The sequence below is a fragment of the Hafnia sp. CBA7124 genome, from assembly GCF_002355555.1.
GTDB lineage: Bacteria > Pseudomonadota > Gammaproteobacteria > Enterobacterales > Enterobacteriaceae > Hafnia > Hafnia alvei.
The window spans coordinates 2636979-2652639 of the sequence record NZ_AP017469.1 but is presented as its reverse complement, the minus strand read 5'-3'; the positions used below and the strand labels follow the sequence as shown (position 1 = coordinate 2652639).

The window sequence follows — 15661 nt, the reverse complement described above, 5'->3', positions numbered from 1 at the left end:
CCGGTATAGCGTCTAATAAAAAGCCCTGCTGATGATGCAGGGCTTTTTGCTATTGAAATGCGGATTTACAATAACTGTGAACGATCGGAGTAAAATTTCTTATATGCAAGATAGCCTGCAATAATGGTTGAAAGACTGGCCGTTGAAAGCAGCATGAATGTCACCATAATTTGATAGCGGATCGCTTTTACCGGGTCGACCCCAGCAAAAATCAAACCAGACATCATCCCTGGTAGACTGACTAAGCCAACCGTTTTGGCTGAATCAACGGTGGGAATCAATGCGGCTTTAATACTGGCCCGAATAATTGCAGCAGATGATTGCTTAGGCGTCGCGCCAAGGCTCAACATTTCTTGGACTTTCTGTTTCTCATCGGCAAATCGCTGGCGCAGGTTGTTGTAGCATAATCCAACGGCAACCATCGCATTACCTGCAATCATGCCGGAGATAGGAATGACCTGCATGGGGGTGAACGTAATGGAGCCGCTGCCGATCAGAACGGCTAACGTGAGCGCGGTGCCGGTCACAATAGCAATAAGAGAAATAACGAAAGCATGGCTTAAACCTTTGCTACGTTTTTTAGCGTTATAGGCCGCGTTGACGCAGATAAAAAGCACCATCAACAGTGTGAGCAGCGCGTGGTCGATATTGAAAATATATTTAAGTACGTAGCCAACGATAATGAGCTGAATAATCGCACGGGTAACGCTCCAGATAATATCCTTCTCTAACCCGAGTTTTTCTTTACCGCTGATAAGCAGGGCAATAGCTACAAGGGCTAATGCCATGATTAACGATTGGTCGGTGATGTTATGTTCGCTCATTGTTTGGCCTCTGGTGCTTCGTATTTTGTCATGCGCAGAAGGTTATGAGACTGGCTGATTTCGTCGCTGTTGTGGGTGACCCACAAAACAGCAATGCCGGCGTGGGTAATTAAATCATCAATCACCTGATGCACGATTTGCTTATTTTTATCGTCTAGCGCGCTGGTTATTTCGTCCAGCAGTAAGATCTTTGGCAGGTATTGAATGTTGCGTAGCAAAGCAACGCGCTGTTTTTCTCCGCCAGAGAGATCGTCGATTTTCTTATCTAGCGAGTGCAGAGGAAGATCGAATTGTAACAACCCACGCTTTATTTTTTCTAGATCAACTTTATCGCCGCGGATTTTATAGGGAAACTGAAGATTATCTTTGACCGTATCGCCGAACAAAATGGGGGTTTGGAAGCAGTATGAAACTTGCTGGCGATACGCCTCTGGTTTCAGAGTGAGGATATTTTTACCTTTGAGAAAAATATCGCCCGAGGTTGGAGGAAACAGCGAGGCGATAATTTTTAGCAGGGTGCTTTTACCACAGCCAGAAGGGCCAGTGATAACTTTAAGCTCTTTGGGCTGAAGCGTAAGTGAGAGATTATCGATAATGATCTGCTGGTCTGCGCTAAAGCAAATGTTTCGGAGCTCAAGTAGGTTCTCCGTATTATTCATTTTATCTTCCATTTTAATTGATTAACCCACTCTGAGGAGTGGGTTAATTTAACTTTTAGGTATCACTCTGTGCGCGAGTCTAGGCCTTTACCGTCCATTGAACGGTTTCACCAGCCAAGAATGGGATTAACGTATCATCGCCGCAGGGAATAGATTCTTCGATAGTAACGGGTTCACGTACCAACTCAATATAACTGTCGTTAACTGGCAAGTTATAGAACTCGGGGCCATTGAGAGAGCAGAATGCTTCGAGGTGCTGTAGTGCATTCTCTTGTTCAAATACCGCTGCGTAGGCTTGGAGCGCTGTCGGTGCGTTAAATACCCCCGCACAGCCACAGCTAGACTCTTTACGCTGCCGTGAATGAGGCGCTGAGTCTGTGCCAAGGAAGAAGCGTGTGTTACCGCTGGTAGCGGCCTTACGCAGGGCTTCTTGATGGGTGCTGCGCTTCAATATTGGTAGGCAGAATAAATGCGGGCGGACACCGCCAACCAGCATATGGTTACGGTTAAACATCAGGTGCTGTGGCGTAATGGTGGCCGCGAGATACTCATCACCTTCAGTCACAAACTCGGCGGCTTCTCGGGTGGTAATATGTTCGAAGACAATTTTTAGCTCAGGGAAATTCTGACGTAATGGCAGCATCACCTCGTCAATGAAACGCGCCTCGCGGTCGAAAATATCAATATCGTGCAGTGTGACTTCGCCATGAATAAGCAGCGGCATGCCGCTTTTCTGCATTTGCTCAAATAGAGGGTAAAGCCCTGGCACGGAGGTTACGCCATGCTTGGAATTGGTGGTTGCATTTGCGGGATAAAGCTTGGCAGCGGTAAATACGCCATCGGCATGGCCAGAGATTAACTCATTGGCATCTAAGCCATCGGTTAAATAACAGGTCATCAGTGGCGTAAAGTTATGCTCTGCTGGAACAGCATCAAGAATACGTTGGCGATAGGCCTGTGCCTGAGCAATGCTGGTGATCGGCGGAACCAGATTAGGCATCACAATAGCACGGGCAAAGTGCTGGCTAGTATGTGGTAAAACGGTTTTCAGCATTTCGTCATCGCGAAGATGGAGATGCCAGTCATCTGGGCGGCGGATCTTAAGGGCGTGCTGCATTACGGTCATTACAAGGCTCCGTCTGACAATGCTGTCATGAGTGATGTTGACGATACAGATCTTGCGAGACACACTCCAACAGGGGGATGGAAATGTGTTTTTGTGGCGGGGGATAAGGATAAGGGCAAATGGACTAAGATGCACTCGTTTGTTGTGATCTATTGATAATTCATATAATTCCAGCAGGATTTTGTGTGATAAAAAGCGTAGTCTGGCAATAGGTTTTACATGAATGAATTCAGTGGACATGAAAAAAGGAGCACCACGATGAGTGAAGTTCGTATAGTTGCAACTTTAATAGCTAAACCTGAACACAAAGCGGCTATTCACAGCGCGGTTGAGCGTGTCGTTGAGCCAAGCAGACAAGAAATGGGCAATATCCAATATGACCTCCATGAGGAGATTGGACATAAAGGAACCTATGTTTTCTTCGAAGTATGGGCGTCTCAGGAAGCGGTTGATCGTCATAATAACACCGTTCATTTCCAGAACTTCGTAAAAGAAGTTGAGGGAAAACTGGAAACACTCGATATTAAAGTACTACATCAGATAGCCTGATATATAAAGCTGGTGTGTTAATAACTATATATTTGGGCGTATTTATATTAGATGTCAAAATATAGTGTATTAGGTGCCCATTCTTGATACAGACTTCATGGGCATAGCCAGTCTCCGGGGGCTAAGGTTTTCCTTAATGCCCATTGCATCATGCAGCCGGAGACTGTGCGGGCATAATACAGTGCGGTACTAGAAATTCTAGCCAAATTAAATTTCATCTGTAAGAAACTTATCATAGCTCAAACGATGATTAATTATTACGCTAATTAATTATAATATGTATTATTAAATAATTGAGAATGATTTTTGTTATTTGGTAAATATATTCCTACTCAATGTATCGATATAAAAAAACCCGCCATCGGCGGGTTTTTTATTTAATGCACTAGCTGATTAGTCAGTAACCGCTGGTGGCTTAGTCGCTGGCGCCGTTGCTTGGCTTACCGCCGCATGTCCACCGGCACCGCCTTTGCTCTGCAAATCCAGAGTAGGGCGCTGCCAGTTGCTGACGACTGGCGCAGAAGGTACATACTCTGGCGCTGGAGCCTTGGTCATCGGCGCTGATGCTACGCGCTGAGCCTTAGCTGCAACGACAATGACAGGTTTCGCCGCTACGACTGGCTGAACAACAGGCTCTTCAACAACTACCTGAGCAACGGTTTCTTCAACTGTCGTTTCCTCAACCACTGGCGTTTCAGCCGCAGTTGCGTCAATGGTCGTTGGTTCAGCGTGAGTCTCTTCAGCCGCGTTTTCTTCAACGACAGATTCTGCCACTGTGGTTTCTGTTACGACAGGCGCTTCAGAAATAGTTTCTTCAACCACTGCGGCTTCAACGACAACTGGTTTGTCATCGGCAACTGATTCTTCAACTACTGATGTTGTTTCTTCAACAGTAGCGGGTTCGTCATGGATGACTTGTGCTGGTACGATGGCGTCAAACGCCGCTGGAACTGCTGCCGCTGAGGTCGCAACGACCGGATCGGATGCGACCGGTTTCTCGACAACTGGCGCAGAAGCGGCTGGCTCAACAACGTCTGATTCAACAACGTCTGATTCAACAACAGGCTCAACATCGACTACAGATTCAGAAGCAGACTCTTCAACGATGACAGGCTGCTCAGCAACATGCTCAGCTACAGATTCGTTAACCGGCGAAACAGGTGCCTGTTCAATCGGTTGTTCAATAGCGACAGCCTGTGTTTCAACCTCTGTCTCCGCGATTGCCGGCTGTGCGACTGGATAGCTAATCCACACCTTGCCAGAAGCCATCTCAGGTGATGCTGCTGCAAATGCCAGCGGCATTGGCGACTGAGTTGGATAACGCTCATCACGATAACGGCGACGACGTTGGCCACTCACACGCAGATGGCGAGGAGAGCGACGTGAACGACGTGGCATACCGTTTTCACCTTGGCGGTTATCACGGAACCCTTCATCATCACTGTTTTGCTGCAGTGCTGGTTCAGCTTGTGGTGCGGTTTCAGCAACCACTGGCGCAGTAACAACGGCAGGGACAGATGCTTTGGCCAGAGCAGCGGCGGCATCGTCTTCAGCCTGAGTCGTAAAGCGAACTTTCTGAGTCAGTTGGCGACGCTGACGGCGCGGCATGTGCTGATTCTCTTCGCGGCTGTTCTCTTCAGCTTCATTCGCTACTGCGGCATCGTTGTTTTCCAGCGCTTTAACTTCCTGCTGGGCCTGACGCTTATCTTCAGTACGGCGACGTTGGCGATCGTTATTACGCGGCTCACGGCGAGGTTGCTGCTCATCACGTTGTTCAACGTTGGCAGTTTCAGCGTTCACTTCAGCATTAGCTGGTTGTGTTGACTGACGACGGTTACGACGCTGGTCTTCACGGTTGCTGTTGCGGTCGTTATTACGCTCGTTGCTGCGTTCAGTACGTTCACCACGGTCGTTACGATCGTTGTTACGTTCGTTACGGTCATTACTACGGTCAGAGCGATCGTTACGATCACGACGACCATTCTGGCGACGATTATTGTTACGACGATCTTGATTTTGGCGACGAGGCTCTTCAACTGGCGCTGTAACTTCTACAGCGGTTTTTTGCTCAGGTTCAGAACCTGCAAACATATTTTTCAGTGCAGAGAAGAAACGGCTAATCAAGCCTGGCTGCGCGGGCGCTGCTGGCTGTGCTGCGGTTTTCGCCGCAGGCGCTGCAACGACTGGAGCCGCTGTTTCAGCAGGAGGTGCTTCAACATCCAGTGAGAAAGCGGCTAACGCTGGCTGTTCTGGACGTTTACGCTCCAGAACCGGCTCTTCCTCGGCGGTCAGCGTTTCCGCTTCATGCAGCTGAGGCAGCAAATAGCTTAGGGTGCTGGTCTCTTCACCTTTGCGCACACGAACTACGTTGTAGTGCGGAGTTTGCATCTGGTCGTTAGGCACAACGATAACTTTAACGCCGTCCTGACGTTTTTCGATGGCGCTAACAGACTCACGTTTTTCGTTCAGCAGGTAAGAGGCAACCGGCACAGGGACGATCGCGTGAACTTCGTTGGTGTTCTCTTTCAGCGCTTCTTCTTCAATCAAACGCAGGATGGAGAGTGAAAGTGACTCGTTATCACGCACGGTGCCGGTGCCGTTACAGCGCGGACAAACGTGATGGCTTGACTCACCCAATGATGGGCTGAGGCGTTGACGAGACATTTCAAGCAGGCCAAAGCGAGAGATGCGACCAATCTGAATACGCGCGCGATCTTGGCGAACAGCGTCACGCAGACGGTTTTCAACTTCGCGCTGATGACGAACTGGCGTCATATCGATGAAGTCGATAACAATCAGGCCACCAAGGTCACGCAGACGCAACTGGCGAGCAATTTCATCAGCGGCTTCAAGATTGGTGTTGAATGCGGTTTCTTCGATGTCACCACCGCGTGTAGCGCGTGCGGAGTTGATGTCGATAGCTGTCAGGGCTTCAGTGGAGTCAATAACAATGGAGCCGCCGGAAGGCAGGCGAACTTCACGTTGGAACGCTGACTCAATCTGAGATTCGATTTGGTAGTGGCTAAACAGCGGGATTTCACCGGTATAGAGTTTAATCTTGCTGCTGAAATCAGGACGTCCCAGCGCGGCGATATGCTGTTTGGCCAGATCGAGAATTTTTGGATTATCAATCAGGATTTCGCCAATGTCTGGGCGCAGGTAGTCGCGGAATGCGCGAACAATAACGTTGCTTTCCTGATGGATAAGGAACGGAGCAGGGCGGCCTTCAGCGGCTTTTTTAATGGCATCCCAATGTTTCAAACGGAATGACAGATCCCATTGCAGCGCTTCGGCTGATTTGCCAACGCCTGCGGTACGAACGATAAGGCCCATGCCGTCAGGTAACTGCAGAGAAGAAAGGGCTTCTTTCAATTCTGTGCGGTCATCACCTTCGATGCGACGAGAAATGCCGCCAGCGCGTGGGTTATTAGGCATCAGTACTAAGTAGCTACCAGCAAGGCTGATAAACGTGGTCAGTGCTGCGCCTTTGTTGCCACGCTCTTCTTTGTCAACCTGAACAATAACTTCCTGACCTTCGCGTAAAACATCTTTGATGTTTGGACGGCCATGTGAGGAGTAATTGTTTGGGAAATATTCGCGGGCAATTTCTTTGAGGGGGAGAAAACCATGTCGTTCAGCACCGTAATCTACAAAAGCAGCTTCCAGACTTGGCTCAATACGGGTTATTTTCCCTTTGTAAATGTTCGCTTTTTTCTGTTCGTGACCTGGGCTTTCAATATCCAGATCATACAGACGCTGTCCATCTACAAGGGCAACACGCAACTCTTCCTGCTGAGTTGCGTTAATCAACATTCTTTTCATCTTCAACTTACTCATTTTTTTTGCATTGGCAACTAAGCTGCGGGCAAAATAACGTCCTGACCGAGAGGAAGACCGATGACCCCGAGTCTTATCGCAAAGTCGTCAACCTCACGGTTGTCGCCTGCATAGGGGCGCATATTTCGGTAAGCCTATGTTTCTTAGCGAAAATACAGCTTTGTGAAACACAGCACTGTTTATCAGTCAATAATTGCAAAAATATGCAGCATTGCTGATTCCATGTTTTAGGTCAGACTGCTACCCACAGCCCGCTAATTACTTGATTTCACACTACGTCTTACGCCATTGCTGCATTTCTGTGGCATCAAGTAAACGTCAAATCCCGTCGTTTTCCCTGTCTTAATGAGAATTAACGCGGAAATCTTTGTCATTATTCCACTGCAACGGCCTGTATAGCAAGACGACTTTTACCCTTATCAAGAAGATTCTTGCGGTACTTCACAACAAGTCTGTCTGGTTGCTCGTATATTAGGCAGAATGCGGGCGCAAACGTTCTCCCAGCTCTCATCATTCTCACCTTTCGCGATAATCTGCCGTTAGCTCAAAAAAGAAGTGGCATGCCGTTGAATGCCTCTTTAAAATCGCGTCCATGAATATGAATAACACCTCAGTAAAGTTAGTCACGATTGCCGCCGATGAGGCAGGGCAGCGTATTGATAATTTTTTGCGCAATCAGCTGAAAGGCGTGCCAAAAAGTATGATTTATCGCATCGTGCGTAAGGGCGAGGTGCGAGTTAATAAAAAACGCATCAAGCCAGAATATAAATTACAGCCGGGCGACGAAGTTCGAATTCCACCGGTGCGAATTGCCGAACGAGACGAGGCTCCCGTGTCGGCGAAGCTGGACAAAGTAGCTGCGCTGAATGATTGCATCATCTTTGAAGACGATCATCTACTGGTGCTGAACAAACCGTCGGGTACCGCCGTGCATGGCGGCAGTGGCTTAAGCTTTGGTGTTATCGAAGGACTGCGCGCATTACGTCCTGAAGCGCGTTTTCTTGAACTGGTGCACCGCCTAGATCGTGAAACCTCCGGTGTATTATTGGTCGCTAAGAAGCGTTCTGCACTGCGCGCGTTGCATGAGCAACTGCGCATGAAAGGGATGCAGAAAGACTATTTGGCGCTGGTTCGTGGCCAGTGGCAGTCGCATTGTAAAGTCGTGCAGGCGCCGCTACTCAAAAATATTCTGCAAAGCGGCGAACGTATTGTTCGGGTCAATGCTGAAGGCAAACCGTCTGAAACGCGCTTTAAAGTTGAAGAGCGTTTTGAGCATGCAACCTTGGTGAAGGCGAGTCCTGTTACGGGCCGAACTCACCAAATCCGCGTGCATGCACTGCATGCTGGCCATCCGATTGCCTTTGACGATCGCTATGGCGATCGTGATTTTGATGCTGAGCTGAAGGGAACTGGCCTAGACCGCTTATTCTTGCATGCTGCCGCATTACGCTTTGAACATCCGAATACAGGCGAAACCATGCGGGTGGAAGCCCCTATGGACAAGAAATTGCGCCATTGTCTCGATGTGTTGCGTAAAACCAAAGCCAGCTAGTCGCTGATAAATTAACGAAGCCGGATTATTCCGGCTTTTTTTATGCTTTATTTTTACCTTTAAGCAATGCGTTATAGCCAAATTTAAGCAGAATTTCGTTGAGAGCAATTAGAGGCAAACCCACTAATGCGTTAGGATCGCGGCCTTCAAGCTGGCTAAACAGCAATATACCGGCACCCTCGCACATAAAACTACCGGCACAGTACAGCGGCATCTCGAGTTGAATATAGGCGTGGATTTCGTCATCGGTTAAGGGGCGAAAATGTACGTGAAAAGGTTCACACACTATTTCCCTTTGCATTGTATGGCTATTTAACACGCAGAGGCCGGTATAAAAGGTAATGACTTTTCCACTAGCGGCACGTAATTGTTGATGCGCATTCTCAATCGACCCCGGTTTTCCGACGATTTTCCCATCAATAACGCAGACCTGATCGGAGCCAATAATAAAATGATTAGGGAATTTTTCGCTCAGAGAGTGTGCTTTTTCTTGTGCTAAGCGCTGGACGAGATCGGTTGCTGACTCTTCATCTTGTGGGGTTTCATCCGTGTCGGGCGCGGCGCAAATGAATTCAACACCGAGCTTTTCAAGTAAAGCTCGGCGGTAGGGCGAAGTAGAGGCTAAAATTAAAGGTGACATATTTTTTCCATAAAGCATGGCGTAATTGAATCTGACATTTTAAACTGTCCGCCGCTCAGGAAGCGAATATTGGAGGGAAAGTGTGCCTGCAAGGCCTTTTCCTTTGACTCTCGGTCTTTACAAAGTTAATATGCGCGCCCTATGCAAAAGGTAAAATTACCCTTGACCCTTGATGCAGTTCGTACTGCACAGAAACGATTAGATTACGTTGGTTTCTATTCGTCTGAGCAGGTAACGCGAGTTGCTGAATCTGTGGTCAGTGTGGATAGCGATGTTGCCGTGTCGTTGTCATTTAATATTGATAACCAGCGGTTAGCGGTGATTACCGGCCATGCCGATGTAGCGGTAACGTTATGTTGTCAGCGCTGTAATCAGACGTTCCAACAGCAGGTCCATACAACGTATTGTTTCAGCCCGGTCGCCAATGACGAGCAGGCTGAGGCATTGCCGGAAGCTTACGAGCCGATCGAAGTCAACGATTTTGGTGAAGTCGATTTGCTGGCAATGGTTGAAGATGAAATCATCCTCGCCCTGCCGGTAGTTCCGGTGCATGAATCTGAACACTGTGAAGTGTCCGACGCGGACATGGTATTTGGTAAACTGCCTCCTGAGGTAGACAAACCAAATCCATTTGCCGCATTAGCCAGTTTAAAGCGTAAGTAATCAAGGAGTAAGGTCAATGGCCGTACAACAGAACAAAAAAAACCCGCTCTTGCCGTGGTATGCGTCGTTCACACGATGCGCTGACCACGACTACCGTCTCTGTTGACAAGGTTTCCGGTGAAACTCACCTGCGTCACCATGTCACTGCGGACGGTTTCTACCGCGGTCGCAAGGTTATCGTTAAGTAATACTTTTAGTATTTACAAGGCGATACTTTGACTCGTCTAACCCTCGCGTTAGATGCTATGAGCGGGGATTTCGGTCCTTGCATCACAGTGCCTGCAGCTTTGCAGGCACTGGCGTCTACTTCGTCGCTATACCTTCTAATTGTCGGACAACCCGACGCCATCGCACCTTATCTTGCTAAAGCAGCACCTGCGCTTCAACAACGTTTGCGTGTGATCCCTGCTGAATCAGTTATACCCAACGATGCTAAACTTTCGCATGCTATCCGCACCAGCAAAGGAACATCGATGCGTATCGCGCTTGATTTAGTGAAGAATGGCGAGGCTCAGGCCGTTGTCAGTGCGGGGAATACCGGCGCGCTGATGGGACTGGCGAAATTGATGCTTAAACCGCTAGATGGTATTGAGCGTCCAGCGCTGATGACGGTATTACCGAATCAGCAAAAGAGTAAGACGGTAGTGCTAGATTTGGGCGCTAACGTTGAAAGCAGTAGTGCCATGTTAGTGCAGTTTGCCGTGATGGGTGCGGTAATGGCGGAAGAGATCGTTGGCATAACCTCGCCACGTATCGCCCTGCTGAACATTGGTGAAGAAGAGTTTAAAGGTTTAGACAATATCCGCGAAGCCGCCGCTGTGCTCAAAAGCACGCCAGCGATTAACTATATCGGCTATCTGGAAGGTAATGATTTGCTGACAGGCAAAACAGATGTGTTGGTTTGTGACGGCTTCGTGGGTAATGTTACGTTAAAGACGATGGAGGGGGTGGTACGTATGTTTCTATCCCTTCTCAAATCACCAGGAGAGAAGCGCAAGCGCTCTTGGTGGTTAAAATTATTGGGGCGCTTGATACAAAAAAGAATTGCTAAGCGTTTCGGTGATTTGAACCCCGACCAGTATAATGGAGCTTGTCTGGTAGGATTACGTGGCACCGTGATTAAAAGCCACGGCGCGGCGAACCAAAAAGCGTTCGCTGTCGCTATCGAACAGGCTGTGCAGGCGGTGCAAAGGCAAATTCCACAGCGAATTGCCCTGCGCCTTGAGGCGATATTACCCAAGAGTGATTGATCGTACATGTATACAAGAATTCTCGGTACGGGGAGCTACCTGCCCGTACAAGTGCGTACCAACGCCGATTTAGAAAGTATGGTTGAAACGTCTGATGAGTGGATTGTTTCCCGTACAGGCATTCGCGAACGTCGCATCGCTGCGCCGGATGAAAACGTATCAACCATGGCATTTGAAGCGGCGAAACATGCGCTTGAGATGTCTGGCCTCGACAAAAATGATATTGGCCTGATCGTTGTTGCTACCACATCGGCAACGCACGCGTTCCCAAGCGCGGCGTGTCAGGTGCAACAGATGCTGGATATCAAAGGCTGTGCGGCCTTTGACGTTGCCGCTGCCTGCGCAGGGTTTACCTACGCGCTGAGTATTGCCGACCAGTACGTTAAAAACGGCGCGGTTAAACATGCGCTGGTGATCGGTTCTGATACCTTGAGCCGTACCCTAGATCCGACCGATCGTGGCACCGTGATCCTCTTTGGTGACGGCGCGGGTGCTGTTGTACTCGGTGCATCTGAAGAAGCGGGTATTCTTTCGACTCATATCCATGCTGACGGGCACTATGGCGAGTTGCTGACTCTGCCAAATCGCCAGCGTTACACCGAAGATCAGGCTTATCTGACTATGGCGGGTAACGAAGTGTTTAAGGTGGCCGTCACTGAACTCGCGCATATCGTCGACGAATCTCTTGCTGCGAATAATCTTGAGCGTAGCGATTTGGATTGGCTGGTTCCGCATCAGGCTAACCTGCGCATCATCAGCGCAACCGCGAAAAAATTGGGCATGACGTTAGAAAACGTGATCGTGACTTTAGATCGTCACGGAAACACATCTGCGGCATCCGTGCCTTGCGCGTTAGATGAGGCCGTACGTGATGGTCGCATTCAGCGTGGACAACTGATTCTGCTGGAAGCTTTTGGTGGTGGTTTCACCTGGGGCTCTGCTTTGGTTCGTTTTTAATCGTTAAGATTTTCTGACGTTGGCATGAGTATTGTTGCATAAGTTACAGGGTAACAATATTTAACTCGTTGGTTATAAAAAGAATATCAGGAAAACAAACATGTCTAAATTCGCAATGGTGTTTCCAGGTCAGGGCTCGCAAACCGTAGGTATGCTGGCCGATCTTGCGGCACAATTTCCGATTGTAGAGCAGACTTTTGCTGAGGCATCTGACGCATTGGGTTACGACCTGTGGAAGCTAGTTCAGGAAGGCCCGGCTGAAGAGTTGAACAAAACGTGGCAAACACAGCCTGCGTTGCTGGCGGCTTCCGTCGCGATTTATCGCGTATGGCAGCAGGAAAATGGTGCTCAGCCTGCGATGATGGCTGGCCATAGCCTCGGTGAGTATTCTGCGTTGGTCTGTGCTGGTGTTCTGGATTTCAAACAGGCTATTCGCTTAGTTGAACTGCGCGGTAAGCTGATGCAGGAAGCAGTACCTGCGGGTACTGGCGCGATGTCTGCCATTATCGGTTTGGATAACGATGCCATTGCAAAAGCGTGCGAAGAGTCTGCTCAGGGGGAGGTTGTCTCTCCTGTGAACTTTAACTCTCCTGGACAAGTTGTTATTGCGGGCAATAAAGACGCCGTTGAGCGTGCTGGTGCTGCGTGTAAAGCTGCTGGTGCTAAACGTGCGCTGCCGTTGCCTGTTAGCGTGCCATCGCACTGTGCACTGATGAAGCCCGCGGCGGATAAGCTTGCAATTGCACTGCAGGGTATTGCTTTCAATGCGCCTCAGTTCCCCGTAGTGAACAATGTGGATGTTAAAACTGAAACCTCGCCAGACGCTATCCGCGACGCCTTAGTGCGTCAGCTGTATAGCCCAGTACGCTGGAGTGAATCAGTTGAATTTATGGCAGGTGAGGGCATTGAGCACCTGCTGGAGGTTGGCCCGGGTAAAGTTCTGACCGGTCTGACCAAGCGTATTGTCGATACTATGACGGCAGCTGCGATTAACGACGCTGCGTCTGTATCTGCAGCGCTTGCACAATAAGAAGAGGAAAATGATGAGCTTCGAAGGAAAAATTGCACTGGTCACCGGCGCAAGCCGTGGTATTGGCCGCGCTATTGCTGAGACTTTAGTTGCCCGTGGTGCCCGCGTTATTGGCACCGCAACTAGTGATAAAGGCGCAGAAGATATTAGCGCTTATCTGGGCGAAAACGGCAAAGGTTTAAACCTGAACGTTGTTGATCCGGCTTCTATTGATGCAGTATTGAGCACTATCCGTGCTGAATTTGGCGAAATTGACATTTTGGTCAATAATGCCGGCATTACTCGTGATAACCTATTGATGCGTATGAAGGACGATGAGTGGCAGGATATCCTCGACACGAATCTGACTTCGGTATTCCGCCTGTCAAAAGCGGTTTTACGAGCTATGATGAAAAAACGCTGTGGCCGCATTATCACCATTGGCTCTGTTGTGGGTACAATGGGCAATGCTGGACAAGCAAACTACGCGGCCGCTAAAGCAGGTTTGATTGGCTTTAGTAAGTCTCTAGCACGAGAAGTTGCTTCTCGTGGCATTACCGTTAACGTCGTGGCTCCTGGTTTCATTGAGACCGATATGACACGTTCGCTAACGGAAGAGCAGCGTAAAGACATTCTGGCGCAGGTCCCAGCGAACCGCTTGGGTGAAGCAAAAGAAATCGCTAACGCTGTTGCATTTTTAGCCTCAGATGAGGCTAGCTATATCACCGGTGAGACCTTACATGTCAATGGCGGCATGTATATGATCTAAAAATCACGAAAATAATTTGCGTTTTTTGAGGGAATGGCCGCAAAATAACGCAAAATCGTGGTTTGACCAGCCGGGATTTAGTTGCATCTTTTTCAACTTTCAATACACTACGAAAACCATCGCGAAAGCGAGTTTTGATAGGAAATTTAAGAGTATGAGCACTATCGAAGAACGCGTTAAGAAAATCATTATCGAACAGCTGGGTGTTAAAGAAGACGAAGTCGTGAATGCTGCTTCCTTCGTTGACGATCTGGGTGCTGATTCTCTTGACACCGTTGAACTGGTTATGGCTCTGGAAGAAGAGTTTGATACTGAGATTCCGGACGAAGAAGCAGAAAAGATCACTACTGTTCAAGCAGCAATCGACTACATCGAATCTGCGAACAAGTAATCGAACACATCTAGGCGGTCACTCGACCGCCTACGTTTTTTCCTGCTCTCATAGAGTTTCAAATTAAATTCCCTCCCTGGAGGACAAGCGTGTCTAAGCGTCGAGTTGTTGTGACCGGACTGGGCATGTTGTCTCCTGTCGGTAATACCGTAGATTCCACATGGGATGCTATCGTAGCCGGGCAGAGTGGCATCAGCTTAATCGACCATTTCGATACTAGCGCCTATGCAACGCGTTTTGCTGGCTTAGTAAAGGATTTTAATAGTGAAGACTACATCTCGCGTAAAGATGCACGCAAGATGGATGCCTTCATTCAGTATGGAATCGCTGCCGGTATTCAGGCATTTAAAGATTCTGGGATTGAAGTAACGGAAGAAAATGCTCCACGTATCGGTGCCGCGATTGGTTCTGGTATCGGTGGGCTTGGCCTGATTGAAGAAAATCACAGTGCGCTTGTTAAAGGCGGACCGCGTAAAATCAGCCCATTCTTCGTGCCTTCAACCATTGTGAACATGGTAGCGGGTCATCTGACTATCATGTTAGGTCTGCGTGGCCCAAGCATTTCTATTGCTACGGCATGTACTTCTGGTGTGCATAACATCGGACATGCAGCTCGTATGATCGCGTATAACGACGCAGACGTCATGCTGGCAGGTGGTGCAGAAAAAGCGAGTACACCTCTGGGTGTCGGTGGCTTTGGTGCCGCACGCGCACTGTCAACGCGTAACGATAACCCGCAAGCGGCAAGCCGCCCGTGGGATAAAGATCGTGACGGTTTCGTTCTCGGTGACGGTGCTGGTATTCTGGTTCTTGAAGAATACGAGCATGCGAAAGCGCGTGGTGCAAAAATTTATGCTGAAATCGTTGGTTTCGGTATGAGTAGCGATGCTTACCACATGACTTCTCCACCGGAAAACGGTGAAGGTGCAGCGCTGGCGATGGTGAATGCACTGCGTGATGCAGGCTTGAATCCATCTCAGGTTGGCTACATCAACGCTCACGGAACGTCTACTCCGGCGGGCGACAAAGCAGAAACTCAGGCAGTGAAAAGTGTATACGGCGCAGATGCCGCTAAAGTAATGGTCAGCTCTACCAAGTCTATGACGGGCCACCTTCTGGGTGCCGCAGGTGCAGTTGAATCAATCTTTACTATTCTGACGCTGCGCGACCAAATTGTCGCGCCAACCATCAACTTGGATAACCCAGATGAAGGTTGTGATCTTGACTTTGTACCAGGCGAAGCTCGTCAGGTGAAAGGTTTGGAATATGCACTGTGTAACTCCTTCGGCTTTGGTGGCACTAACGGTTCTGTGATTTTTCGCAAGATCTAAGTCGCTTAAGTTTTGAGATGTTATCTGCAAAAATCAAATGGCCCTTATGGGGCCATTTTTTTTACCTGCGTCTCTCAAAACGCTAAAATATGAATACCGGATCG

14 protein-coding genes and 1 pseudogene are annotated in these 15661 nt (G+C 48.8%); 10 read left to right on the top strand and 5 right to left on the bottom strand.

Features of this window, described 5'->3' with window-relative positions; translation table 11 throughout:
- Nucleotides 1–65: 65 nt before the first annotated feature.
- The 3 genes from fetB to pyrC all read right to left on the bottom strand — a co-directional run bounded on the left by fetB (nucleotide 66) and on the right by pyrC (nucleotide 2609).
- A complete protein-coding gene (gene fetB, locus CPY98_RS12395; protein WP_046457439.1) occupies nucleotides 66–824 on the bottom strand; it encodes an iron export ABC transporter permease subunit FetB in 759 nt (252 codons plus the stop codon).
- Nucleotides 821–1483 carry an iron ABC transporter ATP-binding protein FetA gene (gene fetA / locus CPY98_RS12390; protein ID WP_043493708.1) on the bottom strand — a complete coding sequence of 221 codons (663 nt, stop codon included), beginning with the start codon at nucleotides 1481–1483 and terminating at the stop codon, nucleotides 821–823. The genes fetB and fetA overlap by 4 nt, the downstream gene beginning before the upstream one ends.
- A 79-nt stretch (nucleotides 1484–1562) precedes the next feature.
- Complete coding sequence (pyrC, locus tag CPY98_RS12385) at nucleotides 1563–2609, bottom strand: dihydroorotase (protein WP_096387916.1); 1047 nt, start codon at nucleotides 2607–2609, stop codon at nucleotides 1563–1565.
- Nucleotides 2610–2867: 258 nt separating this feature from the next.
- Between pyrC and CPY98_RS12380 the strand changes: the two genes are divergently transcribed.
- Nucleotides 2868–3158: a putative quinol monooxygenase gene (locus CPY98_RS12380; RefSeq protein WP_043493705.1), complete on the top strand. Its 291-nt coding sequence runs from the start codon at nucleotides 2868–2870 to the stop codon at nucleotides 3156–3158.
- Between the two features lie 393 nt (nucleotides 3159–3551).
- Here the strand turns inward: CPY98_RS12380 and rne are convergent, their stop codons facing one another.
- The gene (gene rne / locus CPY98_RS12375) at nucleotides 3552–6980 is read right to left on the bottom strand and encodes a ribonuclease E (RefSeq protein ID WP_096387914.1); all 3429 of its coding nucleotides are present in this window, start codon (nucleotides 6978–6980) and stop codon (nucleotides 3552–3554) included.
- 607 nt (nucleotides 6981–7587) lie between these two features.
- On the opposite strand from rne, the gene rluC reads away from it, so the two are divergent.
- Entirely contained in the window at nucleotides 7588–8547 is a 960-nt protein-coding gene (gene rluC / locus CPY98_RS12370; RefSeq protein ID WP_025797197.1) for a 23S rRNA pseudouridine(955/2504/2580) synthase RluC, read from the top strand.
- A gap of 40 nt (nucleotides 8548–8587) precedes the next feature.
- Here the strand turns inward: rluC and CPY98_RS12365 are convergent, their stop codons facing one another.
- A complete protein-coding gene (locus CPY98_RS12365) occupies nucleotides 8588–9187 on the bottom strand; it encodes a nucleoside triphosphate pyrophosphatase (protein WP_096387912.1) in 600 nt (199 codons plus the stop codon).
- Between the two features lie 141 nt (nucleotides 9188–9328).
- On the opposite strand from CPY98_RS12365, the gene yceD reads away from it, so the two are divergent.
- The 8 genes and pseudogenes from yceD to fabF all read left to right on the top strand — a co-directional run bounded on the left by yceD (nucleotide 9329) and on the right by fabF (nucleotide 15557).
- Nucleotides 9329–9850, top strand: coding sequence for a 23S rRNA accumulation protein YceD (yceD, locus tag CPY98_RS12360; RefSeq protein WP_040046509.1), 522 nt, complete (start codon nucleotides 9329–9331; stop codon nucleotides 9848–9850).
- A gap of 16 nt (nucleotides 9851–9866) precedes the next feature.
- Nucleotides 9867–10038, top strand: a pseudogene (gene rpmF, locus CPY98_RS12355) (50S ribosomal protein L32).
- Nucleotides 10039–10065: 27 nt separating this feature from the next.
- Nucleotides 10066–11100: a phosphate acyltransferase PlsX gene (plsX, locus tag CPY98_RS12350; RefSeq protein WP_025797191.1), complete on the top strand. Its 1035-nt coding sequence runs from the start codon at nucleotides 10066–10068 to the stop codon at nucleotides 11098–11100.
- Between the two features lie 6 nt (nucleotides 11101–11106).
- Nucleotides 11107–12057 carry a beta-ketoacyl-ACP synthase III gene (locus CPY98_RS12345; RefSeq protein WP_025797189.1) on the top strand — a complete coding sequence of 317 codons (951 nt, stop codon included), beginning with the start codon at nucleotides 11107–11109 and terminating at the stop codon, nucleotides 12055–12057.
- Nucleotides 12058–12157: 100 nt separating this feature from the next.
- A complete protein-coding gene (gene fabD / locus CPY98_RS12340) occupies nucleotides 12158–13087 on the top strand; it encodes an ACP S-malonyltransferase (protein ID WP_025797187.1) in 930 nt (309 codons plus the stop codon).
- A gap of 13 nt (nucleotides 13088–13100) precedes the next feature.
- Nucleotides 13101–13835, top strand: a complete 735-nt coding sequence (gene fabG, locus CPY98_RS12335) for a 3-oxoacyl-ACP reductase FabG (protein WP_025797185.1) — start codon at nucleotides 13101–13103, stop codon at nucleotides 13833–13835.
- A gap of 154 nt (nucleotides 13836–13989) precedes the next feature.
- Entirely contained in the window at nucleotides 13990–14226 is a 237-nt protein-coding gene (gene acpP / locus CPY98_RS12330; protein WP_004092933.1) for an acyl carrier protein, read from the top strand.
- Between the two features lie 89 nt (nucleotides 14227–14315).
- Nucleotides 14316–15557, top strand: coding sequence for a beta-ketoacyl-ACP synthase II (gene fabF, locus CPY98_RS12325; RefSeq protein ID WP_025797183.1), 1242 nt, complete (start codon nucleotides 14316–14318; stop codon nucleotides 15555–15557).
- Nucleotides 15558–15661: the final 104 nt, after the last annotated feature.

Coding starts and splice junctions, on each gene's coding strand:
- fetB (WP_046457439.1), bottom strand. CDS start 824: ATGAGCGAACATAACATCACCGACCAATCGTTAATCATGGCATTAGCC.
- fetA (WP_043493708.1), bottom strand. CDS start 1,483: ATGAATAATACGGAGAACCTACTTGAGCTCCGAAACATTTGCTTTAGC.
- pyrC (WP_096387916.1), bottom strand. CDS start 2,609: ATGACCGTAATGCAGCACGCCCTTAAGATCCGCCGCCCAGATGACTGG.
- CPY98_RS12380 (WP_043493705.1), top strand. CDS start 2,868: ATGAGTGAAGTTCGTATAGTTGCAACTTTAATAGCTAAACCTGAACAC.
- rne (WP_096387914.1), bottom strand. CDS start 6,980: ATGAAAAGAATGTTGATTAACGCAACTCAGCAGGAAGAGTTGCGTGTT.
- rluC (WP_025797197.1), top strand. CDS start 7,588: ATGAATATGAATAACACCTCAGTAAAGTTAGTCACGATTGCCGCCGAT.
- CPY98_RS12365 (WP_096387912.1), bottom strand. CDS start 9,187: ATGTCACCTTTAATTTTAGCCTCTACTTCGCCCTACCGCCGAGCTTTA.
- yceD (WP_040046509.1), top strand. CDS start 9,329: ATGCAAAAGGTAAAATTACCCTTGACCCTTGATGCAGTTCGTACTGCA.
- CPY98_RS12345 (WP_025797189.1), top strand. CDS start 11,107: ATGTATACAAGAATTCTCGGTACGGGGAGCTACCTGCCCGTACAAGTG.
- fabD (WP_025797187.1), top strand. CDS start 12,158: ATGTCTAAATTCGCAATGGTGTTTCCAGGTCAGGGCTCGCAAACCGTA.
- fabG (WP_025797185.1), top strand. CDS start 13,101: ATGAGCTTCGAAGGAAAAATTGCACTGGTCACCGGCGCAAGCCGTGGT.
- acpP (WP_004092933.1), top strand. CDS start 13,990: ATGAGCACTATCGAAGAACGCGTTAAGAAAATCATTATCGAACAGCTG.